Annotated in this window: 9 protein-coding genes; 4 read left to right on the top strand and 5 right to left on the bottom strand. The window is 71.8% G+C overall.

The genetic code is table 11. The annotated features are described in order from the left end of the window. Positions 1-911: glycosyltransferase (locus tag NBX02_RS05020; RefSeq protein ID WP_250290190.1), on the top strand; the 911-nt coding region annotated here is incomplete at its 5' end. Positions 912-1,225: 314 nt separating this feature from the next. Continuing rightward, positions 1,226-2,329, top strand: coding sequence for a glycosyltransferase family 4 protein (locus tag NBX02_RS05015; protein WP_250282402.1), 1,104 nt, complete (start codon positions 1,226-1,228; stop codon positions 2,327-2,329). Positions 2,330-3,442: 1,113 nt separating this feature from the next. Here the strand turns inward: NBX02_RS05015 and NBX02_RS05010 are convergent. The 4 genes from NBX02_RS05010 to rfbD form a co-directional block, all read right to left on the bottom strand. Next, positions 3,443-4,468 (bottom strand): methyltransferase domain-containing protein, encoded by a 1,026-nt coding sequence (locus tag NBX02_RS05010; protein ID WP_250290188.1) that lies wholly within the window; start codon positions 4,466-4,468, stop codon positions 3,443-3,445. 2,671 nt (positions 4,469-7,139) lie between these two features. Continuing rightward, positions 7,140-8,918, bottom strand: a complete 1,779-nt coding sequence (locus NBX02_RS05005) for a hypothetical protein (protein WP_250290194.1) — start codon at positions 8,916-8,918, stop codon at positions 7,140-7,142. A 181-nt stretch (positions 8,919-9,099) separates the two neighbouring features. Further along, positions 9,100-10,803 carry a methionine--tRNA ligase gene (metG, locus tag NBX02_RS05000; protein WP_445548270.1) on the bottom strand — a complete coding sequence of 568 codons (1,704 nt, stop codon included), beginning with the start codon at positions 10,801-10,803 and terminating at the stop codon, positions 9,100-9,102. A 118-nt stretch (positions 10,804-10,921) separates the two neighbouring features. Next, positions 10,922-11,821 carry a dTDP-4-dehydrorhamnose reductase gene (gene rfbD, locus NBX02_RS04995; RefSeq protein ID WP_250290186.1) on the bottom strand — a complete coding sequence of 300 codons (900 nt, stop codon included), beginning with the start codon at positions 11,819-11,821 and terminating at the stop codon, positions 10,922-10,924. Positions 11,822-12,001: 180 nt separating this feature from the next. Here rfbD and NBX02_RS04990 point away from each other — a divergent pair, with 180 nt between their 5' ends. Next, entirely contained in the window at positions 12,002-14,257 is a 2,256-nt protein-coding gene (locus NBX02_RS04990; RefSeq protein WP_250290184.1) for a glycosyltransferase family 39 protein, read from the top strand. Here NBX02_RS04990 and NBX02_RS04985 read toward each other — a convergent pair. After that, entirely contained in the window at positions 14,150-15,223 is a 1,074-nt protein-coding gene (locus NBX02_RS04985) for a glucose-1-phosphate thymidylyltransferase (RefSeq protein WP_250282392.1), read from the bottom strand. The genes NBX02_RS04990 and NBX02_RS04985 overlap by 108 nt on opposite strands. Positions 15,224-15,909: 686 nt before the next feature. On the opposite strand from NBX02_RS04985, the gene NBX02_RS04980 reads away from it, so the two are divergent. Then, positions 15,910-17,753: LCP family glycopolymer transferase (locus NBX02_RS04980; protein ID WP_445548269.1), on the top strand; the 1,844-nt coding region annotated here is incomplete at its 3' end.

The raw sequence follows: 17,753 nt of genomic DNA, 5'->3' as shown, positions 1-17,753 counted from the left end.
GGCCACCGGCGGGCGGTGGCGGCGCGGCGGCCTCCCGGGACGTCCGCCAGCTCGGGGTGGCGCTCAGCCGGCCGCGGGTGGCCGACCGGCGCGAGGGCGTCCGGGCCCGGGTGGCGCTGCGTTTCCCCTGGCTGCTCACGGACCCGCGTGACCTCGGCTATCTCGACGCCTACGACGTGGTCATGGCGAACTCGGTCTACACCCGGGACTGGATCCGCCGGCTGTGGCACACCGACGCCGACATCCTCTACCCGCCGATCCAGGTGGCGTGCCTGACCCCGGCGCAGGAGCGGGAACCGTCGGTGCTGACCGTCGGCCGTCTGTTCGCCCCCGGTCTGGGGCACGCCAAACGGCAGCTGGAGATGGTGCGCTGGTTCGGTGAGCTGTACCGCTCGGGCGCACTGCCCGACTGGCGGATGCACGTCGTCGGCGGCTGCGAGGACTCCCAGCTCCCCTACCTGGAGCGGATCCGGGACGCCGCCCGCGGCCTGCCGGTGGAGATCCATCCGAACGCCCCGCGGCACGAGGTGGAACGGCTGCTGTCCACCTGCTCGGTGTTCTGGTCCGCGACCGGCTACGGGGAGGACGTCGACCGCCGCCCGTGGACGGCCGAGCACTTCGGGATGACCACGGTCGAGGCGATGGCCGGCGGATGCGTCCCCGTGGTGATCGACAGCGCCGGCCAGCGCGAGATCGTCCGCCACGGGCTCGACGGCTTCCGCTGGACCTCCCCGCAGCAGCTCGCCTCGTTCACCCGGCGTCTCGCCACCGAGGACGCCATGCGCCGGCGGCTCGCGGCAAGCGCGGCCGCCCGCGCCCAGGAGTACGCGGACGCGGCGTTCGCCACCCGCTGGCGCGACATCGCCACCCGCCACCACCTCTACAGGCAGACCATGGCGGACAGAGCCTAATCACTTTCAGTGATCGCTCCCCGTTCAGCAGAAAAACAACAGAGCGGGCAACGGCGAACAACATCGTCACGATCCGGGGACTTCGAGCCCTGGAGCGTCTCACCATGGAGAACCACTCGATCACCTTTGGCGATCGTGCGCCAACAGGATGGACAGCACCAGGGAGTACCGACCACCGAGAGACACCAACCGGCGGGACCATTCACGCCGACCGCCGGGGGCTACCGGCGGCGCTGCCCGACGGCCCGCTGCCCGGCGGCGTCCCCAGGCGGCTGTGGTACTCACGGACGTACCCGTGGAGAGGAGCGAGCCCGATGCGGGTCATCCTGGACGGAACGCCCCTGCTCGGCCCGCGCACCGGGGTGGGCCACTACACCGGCCACCTGCTCGCCGAACTACCGTCACTGCCCGGCCTGGACGTCGCCGCGACCGCGTTCACCTGGCGTGGGCTCGACGGGTTCGCCCCGGCGCTGCCACCGGGCGTGCGGCCGGCCGCGCGCCGCGTCCCGGCCCGGCTCATGCACGAGGCGTGGGCACGCACCGACACGCCGAAGCTGGAATGGCTGGCCGGCGCGGCCGACGTGGTGCACGCCACGAACTTCGTCCTGCCGCCGCTGCGCCGCGCCCACGGCGTGCTGACCATCCACGATCTCGCCTATCTCAAGCTCACGAACACCGTCTCCGCCGCCTCCGCCCGCTACCGGGAGCTGGTCCCGCGCGGCCTGCGCCGGGCCGCCGCCGTCGTCACCCCGAGCGCGGCGATCGCCGCCGAGGTCGTCGACACCTACCGGCTGGATCCGGCGATCGTGACCGCGACACCGCTCGGCGTGGACGCGGCCTGGTTCGACGCGTCCCCGCCGTCCGCGCGCTGGCTCGCCGCCCATGGTCTGCCCGAGCGGTATCTGCTGTTCGTCGGCACCCTTGAGCCACGCAAGAACCTGCCGACCCTGCTGGCGGCGGTCCGCGGCCTGCACGCCGAGGTCTCCGACGCGCCGCCGCTGCTGCTGGTCGGGCCGTCCGGCTGGGGGCCGGCGCTCGACCGGTCGCGGCTGCCGGCCGGGGCGGTCGTCACCACCGGCTACCTGCCGACGAACCAGCTCCGCCGGCTGGTCGCCGGGGCCGCCGCCCTGTGCTTCCCCTCGTTCTACGAGGGGTTCGGCCTGCCGCCGCTGGAGGCACTGGCGGCCGGGACCCAGGTGGTCGCCGCCGACATCCCCGCTGTCCGGGAGGTCCTCGGCCCGCTGGCCGGCAAAGGCGTACGACTCGTCCCGCCGATGGACACCGAGGCATTGACCGACGCGCTGATCGGCGCGCTCAAGGAGGATGCCGACCCGGCCCCGGGCCGCTCCCACGCCCGGACGTTCACCTGGCGCCGCACCGCCGAACGCACCGCCGCCGTCTACGCCTCCCTCACCTGACCCACCCCGCCCCGCAGGCGGATTCCATCCGCGCGCACCGTAGGTGGATTCCGTCATCACAGCAACGCTTTCCACCTACAGCAGCGGAAGCCGTAGGTGAAAAGCGTTGTGATGACGACGGTTTTCACCTACAGCTTCCGCGCCTATAGGTGTCATATCGCCCCACTTCATGGGTCTCACAGGTCACGGGCGTACCGTTCGCTGTTGATCTCAGCGTTTCGTCGTAATCGATCATCCGGCGGACAGTTCCCGGATCACACGCCGGAACAGCAGCGACCCGGAGCCGGTGGGCCAACACCCGCTCCGGGTCCTGATCCCCAACCCTGCGCAGAAAGGAGTCAGAGACCCATGGAAATGATCCCAAACAGTCGTCGGCCTGGTCGTAGCGAGTCGCATTTCAATGGCTTGTTGATGGCGGACCCGGCGGAGTCAGCCCGTGTCAAGCTGCCCCCGCCGGACTCGGACCTATACATTCTCCGGTCAGCGCTGGTGCTGCCGGCCAGCGGAGGCGATCAGCGGACGTTCGCGCTTCTCTCCCCTCCGGACGGGACGGCCGGGACAGAACCCCGAGGGGAAGTCCGTGGGCTTACCGTCACCGGGTATGGCTGGGCAGCACATGGTGTGTCTGTCCGCCAAATCGCACAACCTTGATCGTTGCCCAGGACCTCCGACACACCGATAATCGAGGGAGGCCGTGGGAAACATCGACATCTCGCCGACCTGTACAAACGTTATAGATCATGGATTTTGGCGCGATTGTCCACAGACCCCCGTTGTCCACAGACCCCCGTCGGAGATTAGAGGACGATCTTGTATCGTCGCAGGTCAGCAGGGGTGAAAACTATGGTACGGTTCCCGCACAGGCAAGATCCGAGTCGGATTACAACACGAACAACACGCCGGTCTCCCAACCGACATGCAGGGCGGGCGGCAGAGCCGACGTACCGTCGGGCACGGCGTGCCGGTGCCGCGTGCAGGCGTCGCATGGCAGTCCCGCCGGGTCCCGTTCCCGGGCGCGGCGGGTGTGGCGCGCCTTCTGCGGCGATTTGAAGGGGCGCCCCTGAAGCCGTGCAGGACTTTGGCGGCGATCTTTCTTCGGTGCGTGTGTCCTGGTCAGGCGGCCGGTTGCTGGACAGACGAGATGACCTGGTCCGGGGTGTCGAGCCAGAACGTCTGCCCTTCGGGGGTGACGATCAGGCCGAAGCGGGTGTGATCGGGCTGGCCGGTGCCGATCCACCAACGGTAGGTGGCTTCCAGTTCATCCCACAGGTGGCGTGGTCCCTGGTGGTAGACCTTGTGAACGTCCGTGCCGGGAACGATGGTGGCCCACGATCCGGATGCGTAGTGCGACAGCAGCATGATGCCATCGGCCCTGAGCCCGGTCACCCAACCGGGAAGGCGGGCGCCGAAGGCGAACCCGGTCTCAAAGTCGGCAAACGGCTCAGGGTGGTAGATCTGCGTTGTTGTGATCTGGACGCCATCTGGTTCTTCGTCGTAGTAGGCGGCGCTTTCCGGGCTGTATACCCGCCACAATGCCCTGTCGTTCCGCTGGTTGCGTAGCCGCATGAACCCGGTGCTGCCGTGGCAGCGGCCCCGAGCGGTGCCGTCATCGCCGACGGTGAGGCAGGCGAACGCCTGGCATTCGTCGAAGCCGGCGACGAGAGGGAGCACGATTTTCCCGCCGGGTCGGGTCTGCTCCACCCATGCGTACGGCACCCGCAGCGCACTCGCGGTGCATATGACCCGTTCGTAGGGGGCGTTCTCGGCGTATCCGAGGGCACCGTCGCCGGTGACCACCGTGACCGGCAGGCCGGTCCTGGCGAGGACGGTCCGGGCGTGCCGGGCAATCTTCTCGTCCATCTCGATGGTGGTGACATGCCCGGGTGCCGCCCTCTCGGCGATCAGTGCGGCGTTGTAGCCGGTTCCCGTGCCGATCTCCAGGACGTCTGTGCCGTGGTGGACGTCGAGCAGACCGAGCATCGCGTCCATGACCGCGAGAGCGCTGGAAGAGCTGGTCGGGAAGGTGCCGGTACCGTCTTCGTCGAGTTTTCCATCGTCGACCTGAGTGACGATCGCATCATCGCTGTCGACCAGCCTCGACCAGACGTCCGGATCATCAGCCCGGTTGATCGGATACATGGAGCTGCCTTCTCCCCGATGAACCCAGATCACGGGCGGGATGAAATCGGCCCGATTCATACCGTTCCCTTCCCATTACATCTGTCACAGTTCTTGATCTCGGTTGCGGCCTTTCCGCTTCGGCCGTCATAAACAACCGTGATAGTTCCGGTGCCGTTACACTTCGGACAGGTCTGGGGTTGCGAGTGTTTCCCCATTGCACTCCTTGAACAACTGTGGAGAAAACCGGCGGCGACCTGTCAGCCCGAGTCGGCGCCCCTGTTTCTCCGGGTGTGCCGTGCGACGCGGTGGCGGGCCCGGTGAGATCGCGGTGGTTCGTGGCGGCCTCCTCGCCCCCGGACACCGACGTGCCCGCCGGAACCTGCCACGGAGAGCACCGGAGAATCAGCGTAGCCGGCTATGGCGCGCCCACCTGTACCGCACCGCCTTGGCCGCCCCCGAAACCGCCGAACAGATCTACGCCCCGTTCCGGGTAGCAGCGGTTTTCTGCCCGCGGCTGACGACGGAGGTGGGCGGGGGCTCTCGTAGCCTCCAGGGGTGGTGGACGCACTCGACGGGCCGGCGTCCGTCAGCCGGGAGGCGGGCGGGGCGGAGCCGGGCCGGGCCGGTCGGCGGCGGGCCGGCCTGGTGGGGCAGGGCGGTGGACGGTGGCGGGGCGGGGTCGCTGTCGCGGCGCTCGTCGGGCTGGACGTGGTGGTGGTCGCCGCGCTGTGGCCGACGCTGGTGCGTCCGCTCTGGTACGACGAGGCGTGGCGGGCCTACCACCTCAGCGTCGGCGCGGGCTGGTTCGAGGCCCTGCGGACGGCGAACGCGCCGCTTTCCGGGGGCTGGTTCGCGGTCGAGAAGCTGGCGGTCGCCCTCGGCGGTGACACCGAGCTCGTCCTGCGGGCGCCCCAGATCGTCGCGCTGGCCGCGCTGTCGCTGGTGACCTACCTGCTGGGCCGGTGGTGGCTGTCGCGGCCGGCGGCCACGGTCGTCGCCGGGCTGCTCACGGTCAACGGCGGGCTGCTCGTCTACGGGCTGCAACTGAAGTCGTACCTGCCGGAGGCCGCATGCACGGCGGCCGTCGCGCACCTGTGGCTGTGCGCGCGCCGCCGTGTCGAGGCGGGCCGGCGTTCGTGGCCGGCTCGGGCGGGCATGGCGCTGTGCGCGATCATGGCCGTCACCTCGCTGTTCGTCCTGGCTCCGCTGCTGTTACTGGACGTCGTGGACGCCACCCGATCCTGGTGGGCGTGCCGCCCACGCCAGGCCCGGGGCACCAAGACCGAAACGGATGCCGCAGCGCAGGAGGCCGCCCACCCACGGTGGCGCCCACGACAGGACTCACTGCGGGACTCACTGCGGGACTCACTGCGGGACTCACGGCGAGGCTCACTGCGGGACTCACGGCGGGACTCACTGCGGGGCTCACGACAGAGCACCTGGCAGAACCCAGGGCGGCGCCCGATGTTGGCGGGGCTGGCCGGGTCCGTGCTGGTGGGCGGCTGTGGGCTCGCTCATCTTGCGCTGTTCGTCCTGCCGCAGAGCTATCTGACCACGAACCCGTACTGGCGGAACTTCTTCCTCACCCGGGACAACGCGGCCGGCCAGTTACGCACGGCCCTGTGGGAGCTGCCACGCAACGCGTTCACGGCGGCGATGACCCGGCCGGACGCCCAGTTCGGTTCGCCGTTCACCGGCTCGCCGCTGCTCGCCGACCCGGATCACCGGCTGCACGTGTGCGTGATCGTCGGGGCGCTGGTGTGCTGGGCGGTCGGCCTGGTCGTGGCGGTGCGGGGCAGGGCGGGCCGGGCGTTGCTGGTCGCACTCGGCGGGGCGCTGGCGCTGATCGGGTTCGCCTCGGCGGCGGGACGATGGCCGGTCGGGTTCGTCCGGGCGAACCTGTTCCTGCTGCCGTTACTGTACGTGCTCGCCGGCATCGGTGGGTCGGCGTTGCTCCGGTCGAGACTGCATCGGCCAACGCTGGTTCCGCCAACGCCGGTTCGGCCAACCCTGCCACAGACGGCCGAATCCGGGCCAAGCCGGTTGTGGGCAGGGCCGGGCGAACTCGGGCCTGGTCGTGTGATCGCTGTGTTGCTCGCGGTCGCGGTTGTGCTGTTCGTCCTGGCGGCCGGGGCGGTCGGGGCCCAGCGGGGCAGGCAGATCCGGGCGAGCGCGGCCGGCCCGCTGCTGCTCGGCGACATGCGGGAGCTGGTCGCCGTCCAGCGGCGGACGGCCGGGCCTGGCGACATCCAGATCGTGATCCCCGGACGCTGGGACGAACGGCAGTGGTACAAGGCCCAGCAGTATTACGCGCATTACTACACCGGCCATCCGACAGCGACCGACCAGCCGGCGATGACGAGCTACCCGACGGCGGCCGGCCATCCGGCGACAGCCGGTCATTCGACAACGGCTGCCCGTCCGACGATGGCCAGCCGTTCGCCGACGGGCACGCTCGGACCACCGGTCGCCGAGGCGGACACGCTCGTCCTGCCTCCGCTGGGCTGGGACGCCTCGATCCCGCCGTTTCTCGCCGGGCGCCCGCGGGCCGGCACGTTGTACCTGGTCACCTACAATCTGGTGTTCCCGGACGCCGTCCGCGGCCTGCACGCCCTGCTCGTCGGGCTCGGCTGGTGCCCGGACGAGCCGACCCGGCGCTCCTGGCCGCTGACCGGCGAGATCACCGCGTTCACCCGCTGCCCGCCCGCGACGCCTCCGTCGGCACCGTCGCCTCAACCGTCGCCTCCGTCGACACCGACACCGACACCGACGGCGACGACGACGACGGCGACGGCGACGGCGACGGCGACGGCCGAAGCAGCGGCATGAGCGCGCGTGTCAGAGCCGTCCAGCCGAGCACGGCGGCGGCGCCGAGCAGGCCGATGACCGATCCCAGGTAGCGGTAGTCGAAACCGGCGGTCAGCGCCGCGAGCACAAGCACGGACATGCCTGCCCCGGACGCCAGCCAGAACATCCGCCCAGGCCCGGCCGAACCGGAGCCGGCCACGGCGGCTTCGGTAAGAGCCGGCCCGGCCACGTCAGCTCCGGCCAACCCAGCTCCGGTCGGGCCGGAACCGGTGGGAGCTGGCCCGGCCATGCCCGGTCCGACGGGAACCCGGCCGGCGCGGCCTCGTCGGATACCGGCCGCCGCTGCCGCGGCGCCGGCGAGCAGGCCGGCTCCGACCAGGGGCATGGGCAGATAGCCCAGCCGGCTGTACGCCGCCAGCTTCCCGGCGAGCGGCCGTGAGATCTCGGTGAGGACGTAGTGGCCGTCGGCGGCATGCGGGTTCTGCACGGGCAGGACGTTGGCCAGCTCCGTGGGCAGCTCCCAGGTCGCCGCCCGCGAGGTCCGCGCGTTCTCATGCTGGACGGGCGAGAAGTAGCCGATCAGGTAGGCCGCCGTGGTTGTGGCCACCATCGCCGGCTGGGCCCGGATGACCTCGGCGGCGAACCGTCCGGCGAGTTCCTCGCGTCCGGCGGGGATGCCGTCGTTGCCCTGGCGCAGCGGCGAGTCGTCCGGCCACAGGTACATGTCGGGCTGTGGGCGCCGCGCCACCGGCCGCGGGTCGCACAGCGTCCGCAGCTCCGGCCCGGACAGGACGTCGCAGTCGGCGAACGGCGCCACCCTCCCGTACAGGAAGAAGCCGCTGTGCGCCGAGACGGAGAAGGCAGCCCCGTTGGCCATGCTCCACGCCGAGTAACCGACGATCGGCACGGCGGCGGCAAGCGCGAACGCGATCAGACGCGCCAGCCCACCACCAGTGCCGGCCCGGGCAGCCCCGCCAACGGCACGACCGCCACCATCGGCGGCGACATCAGCGCCGACGCGGCGAGCGCGTGTCCGGACGGTCACGACGACCAGCGCGACAGCACCTACGGCAAGCGGACCGTAACCAACTGTGCGGATCGTCACGGATGCTCCGAGTAACAGCCCGGCGGCGGCGCAGGCTCGTACGGCGGGTCGGCCCGGCCTGGCGAGCAGGATCACTCCGCCGGCGACCAGCGTCCCGAACAGGCTGTCGGCGAGGACGAACTGGCCGAGGTCGAGCGCCCACGGCGACAGCAACGCCGGCGCGGCGGCGCAGGCGGCGATCCAGGCGGTACGTACGGTGCGGAGCGCGACGGCGTACAGGGCCGCGCCGGCCAGGAACGTCAGCAGATGCTGGACGATCACCAGCCTGGTCAGATGGGCGTGGCCGTCGATGAGCAGCAGGAACATCGGGTAGCCGGACGGCCGCCAGTCCCCCGGCCACAGCCCCGCCCACGCCTGGTCGAGGTAGGCGGCCGAATCCCCGAGGTACATGATCGCGGGCGGGTAGGCGACGGTGACCAGCACACGCAGCAGCGCGCCGGCCACCGCGATCCCGGCGAAGACGGCGTGCCGCCGCGCCGCGGCCCCCACCGCCCGGCGGAAGCCCGCCGCCCGGCCGGCCGACAACCGGCCAACCCGCAACCGGCCAACCCGCATCCGGTCGAGCGCCGGCCGGACGCTCGACCACCGACCGGGCACTGACCCCCCGCCAGGTGTCCGGCCGGCAGGCGTCCGCCCGCCAGGTGTCCGGCCGGACCGCTGCCGGTCGCCTGGCGTCCGGACAGCCGCCGCCCAGTCGTCGGGTGGCGGTGCGGACGTCGTTCCAGCGCCCAGGGCGTCAGTCCAGGGCGTCCGGGTCGAGCTTGGTGAACAGCGCCCCGGGCCAGGTCAGTGCGCGGCCGGCCGGTACGGGCTGGCGCTCCCAGGTGTCCAGGCTGATGCCGAGGATGTCGGCCAGGCGCGCGGAGGTGAACGGCAGGAACGGCGCGAGCGCGGTCGTGATCCCGGAGATCGCCTGGATCGCCACGGCCAGGCTGCGCCCGGCCCGCTCGGGGTCGGTCTTGACCGTCTTCCACGGCTCCTCGCGGTAGAGGTAGGCGTTGACCTCGGCGGAGATCTCCATCGCGGCCCGCAGCGCGGCCCGCAGCTCCACCCGCCCGATCAGCTCGCCCACCCGCGCCAGGCCGGCGTCCACCGAGTCGATCAGTTTGGCGTGCGCGCCGTCGAGTTCCCCGGCCTCGGGTACGCGCCCGTCGAAACGCTTGCCGATCTGGGCCATCACCCGGTTGACCAGGTTGCCCCAGTTCGCGATCAGCTCGTCGTTGATCCGCCGGATGATGTCCGCGTCGGTGATCTCGGTGTCGTTCTGCTCCGGCAGCACCGTCGCGAGGGCGTAACGCAGCGCGTCCGGCTGGAGCCGGTCGAGGTACTCCCGGACGCCGCGCCCGATCCCGGCGGACTTCGACGCCTTCGCCCCGCCGAACGTCACGTACTGGTTGGCCGGGACGTCCGTCGGCAGCTCAAGCCCGCCGTAGCCGATCAGCATCGCCGGCCAGATCACCGTGTGGAACGGGATGTTGTCCTTGCCGACGAAGTAGTAGCTGGCCGCGTCCGGGTTCTGCCACCACTGCTGCCACGCGTCCGGGTCGCCGGAGCGGGCCGCCCACTCCTTGCTCGCCGACAGGTAGCCGATCACGGCCTCGAACCAGACGTAGATCCGCTTGCCCGGGCCGAGCTCGTCGGTGGGCAGCGGGACACCCCAGTCCAGGTCACGGGTGATGGCCCGGTCGTGCAGGCCGTCCTTGACGAACTGCAACGACCAGTTCATGACGTGCCGGCGCCAGCCGGTGCGGGTCTCCAGCCAGGCCAGCAGATCGTCGGCGAGCGCGGACAGCCGCAGGAAGAAGTGGGTGGTGGCCCGTTTCTCCGGGACCGCGCCGGTGAGCTTGCTGCGCGGGTCGAGCAGGATGTCCGGGTCGAGGGTGCGGCCGCAGTTCTCGCACTGGTCGCCGCGGGCCTCGCCGTACGCGCAGAACGGGCAGGTCCCGACCACGTACCTGTCGGGCAGGAAGCGGCCGGCCTGCGGGTCGAAGAACTGGACGGTCTCCTCGGGGACGATGTAGCCGGCCTCCCGCAGCCGGACGAAGACGTCCTGCGCGACCTCGCGATGGTTGTCCGTCATCGTCGAGGTGAACAGGTCGAAACTGATCCCGATGTCGTCCCAGATGCGCAGGAACTCCGGATGGTAACGATTGACGATCTCCGCCGGTGACACCCCGTCGATGTCGGCGCGCACGGTGATCGGGGTGCCGTGGGCGTCGCTGCCCGACACCATCAGTACCCGGTTGCCGGCCAGCCGCTGGTAGCGGGCGAAGATGTCGGCCGGCAGGTAGGCGCCGGCGATGTGCCCCAGGTGGGGCATGCCGTTGGCGTACGGCCAGGCCACCGCGACCAGGACAGGCCTGCCCCGCTCCCGCGCAACGGTCGCACCACTGGTCTCGGTCGCCTGCGAGGCGGGCGAAGCACCGGTCTTGGTCGTCACGCTCCCAACGGTAGCGCTCGCCACCGACGCTTCTCGACCGGGTTTCCCAACAACGCCGGACGCCGGACGCCAGCGGCTGTGGCCAGGCCCACAGAGCGGACCCACGATGCGGCGCCGATCAGGCCCGCAGAGCGTCGCCGGACCGCGCGAAGGCCTCGGCCAGCGCCTCCCGCCAGGGACGCAGCGGCCGCAGCCCGGCGTCCGTCCACGACCGGGGCGAGAGCACCGAGTAGGCCGGGCGCGGCGCGGGGCGCGGGAACGCGTCCGTCGTCGTCGGCCTGACCTTCTCCGGGTCCATCCCGAGCTCGGCGACGACCGCGCGGGCGAAGCCGAACCAGGTCGTGTCGCCACCGCCCGTGCAGTGGTAAAGCCCGCCAGCGGCCCGGCCGGCACCAGCGGTACCGGCGGCCACCAGGTCGATCAGCCCGGCGGCGAGATCCACCGACCAGGTCGGGGAGCCGCGCTGGTCGTCGACCACGGCAAGGGTGTCGCGCTCGCGGGCGAGCCGCGCGATCGTCCGGACGAAGTTGCGCCCGGACGCGCCGTACACCCACGCCGTGCGCACCACGTAGGACGACGGGCACAACGCGAGCACGGCCTGCTCGCCGGCGAGCTTGGTCCGCCCGTACGCGGAGCGCGGCGCGGTCGGGTGGCCGGTCTCGTAGGGCTTGTCCGCGGTGCCGTCGAAGACGTAGTCGGTCGAGACGTGGACCAGGGTCGCGCCGGCCTCCGCGCAGGCGGCGGCCAGCTGCGCCGGCGCGGCGGCGTTGACGGCATAGGCCCCGGCCTCGTCGGACTCGGCGCCGTCCACGTCGGTCCAGGCGGCGGTGTTCACGACCACAAGGCCGCCCTGGATCCTCGCCGGCCGGGCCTGGTCGCGGACGACGGCCCGCACCCGCGCCGGGTCGGTGACGTCCAGCTCGGCCCGGGTGAGCCCGGCCCAGGCGTGGACCCGTTCGTCCGCCTCCAGCAGCCGGCACAGGTCCACCCCGAGCTGGCCACCGGCTCCTGTCACCATCACGCGCACCCGGCAAGTGTCGCAGACCCAGTTACCCGGCCGGACGCGCACCCACTGCCCATGGAATCACATACAGTATCCACACAATTGCCAACGGCAATTGACGGTTAAACTCGGGGGCGGCCCGTTGACTATGGGCTCAGCCGGCCAACGGCGGCCGGCTGCCGTCGTCCTGGAGAGATGACGATCGTCGACTACTCGGAGATCAAACTGGCCTGGCCGCCGGCCGGGATCCCGCGGCAGGCTGCCTCGGGGGCCGACGCCCGCCGCGGACGGCCCGGCGCCGGCATCCCCGTCGCCAGCGCGCCCCGGCCACCGGCCCGCCGGCCCCGGCCGCCGCGAACGGTCGTGCTGCTGACCATGCTCCACATCGCCCTGCTGCTGACCTACTCGTTCGCCTTCACCACCTGGACGGGCTACGACGAGGCCCAGCACGTCGACATGGTCTACGGCCTGCAGCACGGCGCCGGCTGGCCGGCACCCGGCGAACGGATCATCGCCGCGGGGATCGCCGCGACCTCGGACGACTTCGACCGCGGCCGGTACGCCCAGATGTTCCAGTCGGGTGGCCGCGGCGACGGCGCGCCCCCGTTCGCCGAGATCGACCCGACCCCCCGTGACCAGCGCCTGTCCTTCGACGCGCTCGGTGGGCCCGCCCCGGTCACCGACGGGCGGCTGTCCAACCAGATGGTCCAGCACCCACCGCTGATCTACGCGATCGGGGCCGCCCTGCTGTCCGTCCTGCCCGGCTCCTCGGGCTGGGCGTACGACCAGCAGGTCTGGGCACTGCGCCTGCTGAACATCATCGTCGTGGCCCCGCTGCCGCTGCTCACCTGGGAGGCCTCCCGGCGGTTCGGGCTCAGCGCGCCGCTGGCCCGGGCCGCCGCCGCGATACCGCTGGCCGTGCCCGGGCTCACCCGGGTCGGCGCCACGTTCAACAACGACGGCCTGCTGATGCTGTCGGTCGGCGGGCTGACCGCGCTGCTCGCCGGCGTGCTCACCGGCGACATGCGAAGACGGACGGCGGTGGGCGTCGGCCTGCTGCTCGGGCTCGCCTTCCTCACCAAGTCGCTCGCCCTGCCCCTGGTGGTGGTGGTCGCCGCCGCCTATCTCGTCGGCTGGGCCCGCCTCCGCCGTGCCCACCGGCCCGGCCACGGCCCCTCCCGATCCAGCCGCGGCCTCTCCCGGCCCGGCCCCCAGCCCGTCAGTTCCCGGCCCGATGGCCCCGGGGCCGTCGGCGACCACCTCCGCCGGCCCGCGCACCGCCCCCGCTGGTCCGGCCAGCACAGCCGGCACAGCCGGCACAGCCCGCGCCGTGGCGGCTGGGCCCTGCCCGTCCGGGCGCTGCGGGCGCCGCCGGTGTACCCGGCGCTGCTCTCGATCGGGATCGCCTGCGCCGCCGGCGGATGGTGGTGGGTCCGCAACTACGTCCTCTACGACGCCATACAGCCCAACGGATGGGCAACAGAGCCTCCACGGCGCGAACCGGTCCTGCTGCCGAAGTCCTTCTACACCTGGTACGAATACTTCTGGCGGACCATCATCAGCCGGTTCTGGGGTGGTCTCGGGATGTTCGAGCCGCCCCAGCTCTCCCCGGCCGTGATCGTCATCGCGACCACGGCCGTGCTGGGCTGCGTGCTGGCGGCGGTCGCCCGCTCCCGGAGCACCGACGGGGCATCCCGGGGACACCGGTTCACCCGGCCGTGGGCGTTCGCGTCCGCACGCCCGCTGGTGCTGCTCATGCCGATCCTGCTGGCCTACCTGCTGGTGGGCCAGCGCAGCTACTCGGACTACCTGAAGTACACCCAGGGCATCGCCATCCAGGGCCGGTACCTGTACATGGGCGTGGTCGGCCTCGCCGTCGTCGCCACCGCCGGCCTCGGCCGGCTGCTGCGCGGGCACGAGCGGGCCGCCGGTCCGGCCGTGCTGGCCGGCGCGCTCGTCATGCAGGCGGCGGCGCTGTGGGCGGTGTGCGCGTACTACTGGCTGCCGCGCGGCGAGTCGGTCCCCCCGCTGCACGTCGCCGAGATCGTCACCGCGGTCGGGCGCTGGGCGCCGTTCCCCGTCGGGGTGACGATCGCCGTCTTCGCCCTCTGCCTGGTGACCGCCTGCGTCACCGTCGCCGAGATGGCCCGTGAGGCCCGCCGATGTCCCGCGGGGGAGCCGGGCGCCCCCGGGCCGCTGCCCGCGACGCCCGAACTGTCCGCGCTGCCCGGCGCCCGACTGGCCGGGACGTCCGTCACGCTCCTGTCCACGGTGCGTCGGCCCGGGCCCGGCCGGCGGCCCTGGACCGGCCGGCGCTCCCCGGCCAGGCGATGGCCCCGGCCGTCAGGGCGTGGTGGCGACCGAGACCCGGGAGTGGTCGCCGAGCATCAGCCGGTGCGCCCGCGGCCGGGCCGCCGACGGGACGACCTCGACGTCCCGCCCGATCAGTGAGTCCTCGATCCGCCCGATCCCCCGGATGGTCGCCCGCTCCAGCACGATCGAATACTCGATCTCGGTGTCCTCGATGGCGCACGAATGGTAGATCGAGGTGAACGGGCCGACATACGAGTCGACGATCCTCGTGTCCCGGCCGATGATCGCCGGCCCGCGCACGGTGGACCGGACCAGTGACGCGCCCTCCTCGATCACGACCCGGCCGACGACCGTGCTGCTCTCGTCGACCACACCGCGGACGGCCGGCTCCAGCGACTCCAGCAGGTGCCGGTTGGTCTCCAGCATGTCGTCGAGCCGCCCGGTGTCCTTCCAGTAGCCCTCGACCAGGTGCGGCGCGACCTCGTAACCGCCGTCGACGAGCCACTGGATCGCCTCGGTGATCTCCAGCTCGCCGCGCGCGGACGGCTTGATCGCCCGCACGGCCTCATGGACCGCCGGGCCGAACAGGTACACCCCGACCAGGGCGAGATCACTCGGTGGCTGCCGGGGCTTCTCGACCAGACGCACAACCCGCCCGCCCGGCCCCAGCTCGGCCACGCCGAACGCGGACGGGTTGGAGACCTTCGTCAGCAGGATGAGCGCGTCCGGCCCGCTGCGGCGGAACTCCTCCACCAGCCCCGAGATCCCACCGATGATCAGGTTGTCGCCGAGGTACATCACGAACGGCTCGTCGCCGAGGAAGTCACGCGCGACGAGCACGGCATGGGCAAGCCCCAGCGGCGCCTCCTGCCGGATGTAGGTGACCTCGATCCCCAGCTCGGAACCGTCGCCGACGGCGGTCTCGATCTCCGCGGCGGTCTCCCCGACAATGATCCCGACATTCGTGATACCCGCGGCGGCTATTGCCTCCAACCCGTAGAAAAGCACCGGCTTGTTCGCCACCGGCACAAGTTGTTTGGCCGAGGTGTGGGTGATCGGGCGCAGTCGTGTTCCGGAACCACCGGCAAGCACAAGAGCCTTCATGATCCGAACCTTATCGCGCGGCCGGGCGGCGGCTGTACAAGCCCATGACCAGGGGCGCCCAATACCCGCCGAACAACATTGTTCCGACAGGTTCCGGACAGCCTCCGGACGGGTTCCGGACAGCCTCCGAACGGGTTCCGGACAGCCTCCGAACGGGTTCCGGACAGCCTCCGAACGGGTTCCGGACGGGTTCCGGACGGACATGCGCCGGTTTCGGCCAGCCGCCGCGGTGGCCCGCGCCACCCGGCCGGCCGCCGCCGGAACAGCGGGCCCGCCGTCATCAGGGCATCCCACGACGGGTGTGTCGCGCCTGCCGCGGGTACCTTCAGCAACCAGGACCACAGTTGTCCTCCGCGGCCATGACGACAGTCGTGACATCAGCGGTACGGGGGTAACGCCGCAATGAATCCAGCAGCCGGCCCGCGCACACCGGCGGGACCCGTCGGTGTGCCGGCCGAAGACGGCACGAGCGCGCCAGCGACGGCCCCGACAGCTCTGCCGGCCCCGGCGGCACGGACAGCCCCGGCGGCACGGACAGCCCCGGCGGCAGAGCCGGCCTGCCAATGGCGTCATCTCCCGGGGCATAGTGGTAAACAGGACCATATCCGGGGACGCGGGATACATCGGGCGGCATGTACGTCCGTGCGCCGGTGCCAGGCCACGGCGGGGGTGGGAGGTACGGCACGGTGACCGCTACGACCGGGGTCCCCGTGGACCAGTCCGCCAGCACCACGACGCAGCCGGGCCCGCCGGGCCCGCGCCGCGTCCTCAGGGCCCGCCCGAGTGCGAGGTGGCGATGGTTCCTGCGCGCCGGGGAGGAAGGCCCACGGCAACGCTCCCTGATCGACAAGCTGCTGCTCGCCCTCGCAGCCGTGCTGTCGATGTCGATCGTCGTGACGAGCATCGGCGGCTACGTCGCCTACCGCTACTTCGACTCCCAGATCACCAGGGTCACCCTGGCGCTCGGCGACGACCGTGAACGACCGGCCGCGGCCCCACCCGGGAGCGCGAACTTCCTGCTGGTCGGATCGGACAGTCGGGCGGGCACCGGCAACATGTACCAGCGCCAGGAAGTCGTCGCCGGGGAACGTTCGGACACCACCATGCTCGCCCATCTGGACTCGAACGGGACGACCACGCTGGTGTCGTTCCCCCGGGACACCCTGGTACGCATTCCCGGCCACGGCCGGAACAAGCTCAACTCCGCGATCACGACCGGCGGCCCGTCCCTGCTGATCAAAACGATCGAGAACCTCACCGACATCAAAATCGATCATTTTGTGTCGATCGACCTCGCCGGCTTCAAAGCCATGACGGACGCCATCGGCGGAGTGACGGTATGCGTCCGGCCGCTGCCGGACGGCAGCACGTCCAACCTGCATGACGACTACTCACAGTGGCGCGGTGTCGTGGGTGAGAACCAGCTCGACGGCGAGCAGGCGCTGGCCTTCGTCCGGCAGCGCTACGGCCTGCCGGACGGGGACTTCGACCGGATCCGGCGCCAGCAGCAGTTCGTCAGCGCGGTGTTCCAGAAGGCCACCAGCAGCGGGGTGCTCACCAGCCCGGCCAGGCTGGAGAGCCTGCTCGGGGCCGCCACCCGCGCATTGACCGTGGACGACGACACCACCGCCGACGACCTGCGCAACCTGGCGGCCCGGCTGCGGGGCATGTCCGCGAACGCGATCAGCTTCGAGACCATCCCGGTCCGCCCGCCGACGAGGGCCGAAGGCGCGAACGCGGCCGGCGAGATCGCGCCCTTCGGCTCCGTCCAGGTCTACGACCCCGACGGGCTCGAGGCGTTCCTGGCGCCGCTGCGCGGCCGCGGGAGCTCCGCGGCACGGCCGTCCGGGCGCCACGGGGCACCGGCACCGAAAGCCACCGGGGCGACACCCACGCCGGCCGGCCCCGCTGGCAGGACGCTGCTGCGGCCGTCGTCGATCACATTGGACGTCCTCAACGGCACCCCCATGGGTGGCCTCGCGACCAACGCGGCCCGGGAGCTGGCCGCGGCCGGCTTCCAGGTCGCCCACGTCAGCAGCGCGGCCAACCGGCACACGGCCACCTCGCTGGTGCGTTACGGCCCGGGCGGCCTCGCCGCGGCGCGTACCGTGGCCGCCGCGATCCCCGGGGCACAGCTGCGTGAGGATCCGTCCCTGTCGGAGCGGGTCACGCTGGTGCTCGGGACAGGCTTCAAAGGGGTGAACACGAAGGCGCTGACCGCCGTCCCGGCGCCGGCCGGCACCCCGGCGGCGGACTCTGAGGATCCCACCCGCGCCACCGGCCCGGAGGATGCCGCCGGCTTCGGGATCGCCGCCGGCATCGCCGGCTCCGGAGTCGCCGCCGGCTCCGGGAGCACCACTGGCACCGCCAGCTCCGGGGTCGCCGCCGGCACCGCCAGCCCGGGCAGCGGTGCCAGCACCGGGAGCGCCGCCGGCACCGCTCGCCGAGGCACCGGCACCGGCACCGGCCCACCGGACGCGGCCCACCGGACGCGGACGGCACGGGCACGGCAACAGGCCAGCCCGGCTCG

It is taken from the genome of Protofrankia sp. CiP1_Cm_nod1 (assembly GCF_920888515.1).
In the GTDB taxonomy this organism is placed as follows: Bacteria; Actinomycetota; Actinomycetes; order Frankiales; family Frankiaceae; genus Protofrankia.
The sequence above is the reverse complement of the archived record's forward strand: the minus strand, read 5'-3'. Positions and strand labels throughout refer to the sequence as shown.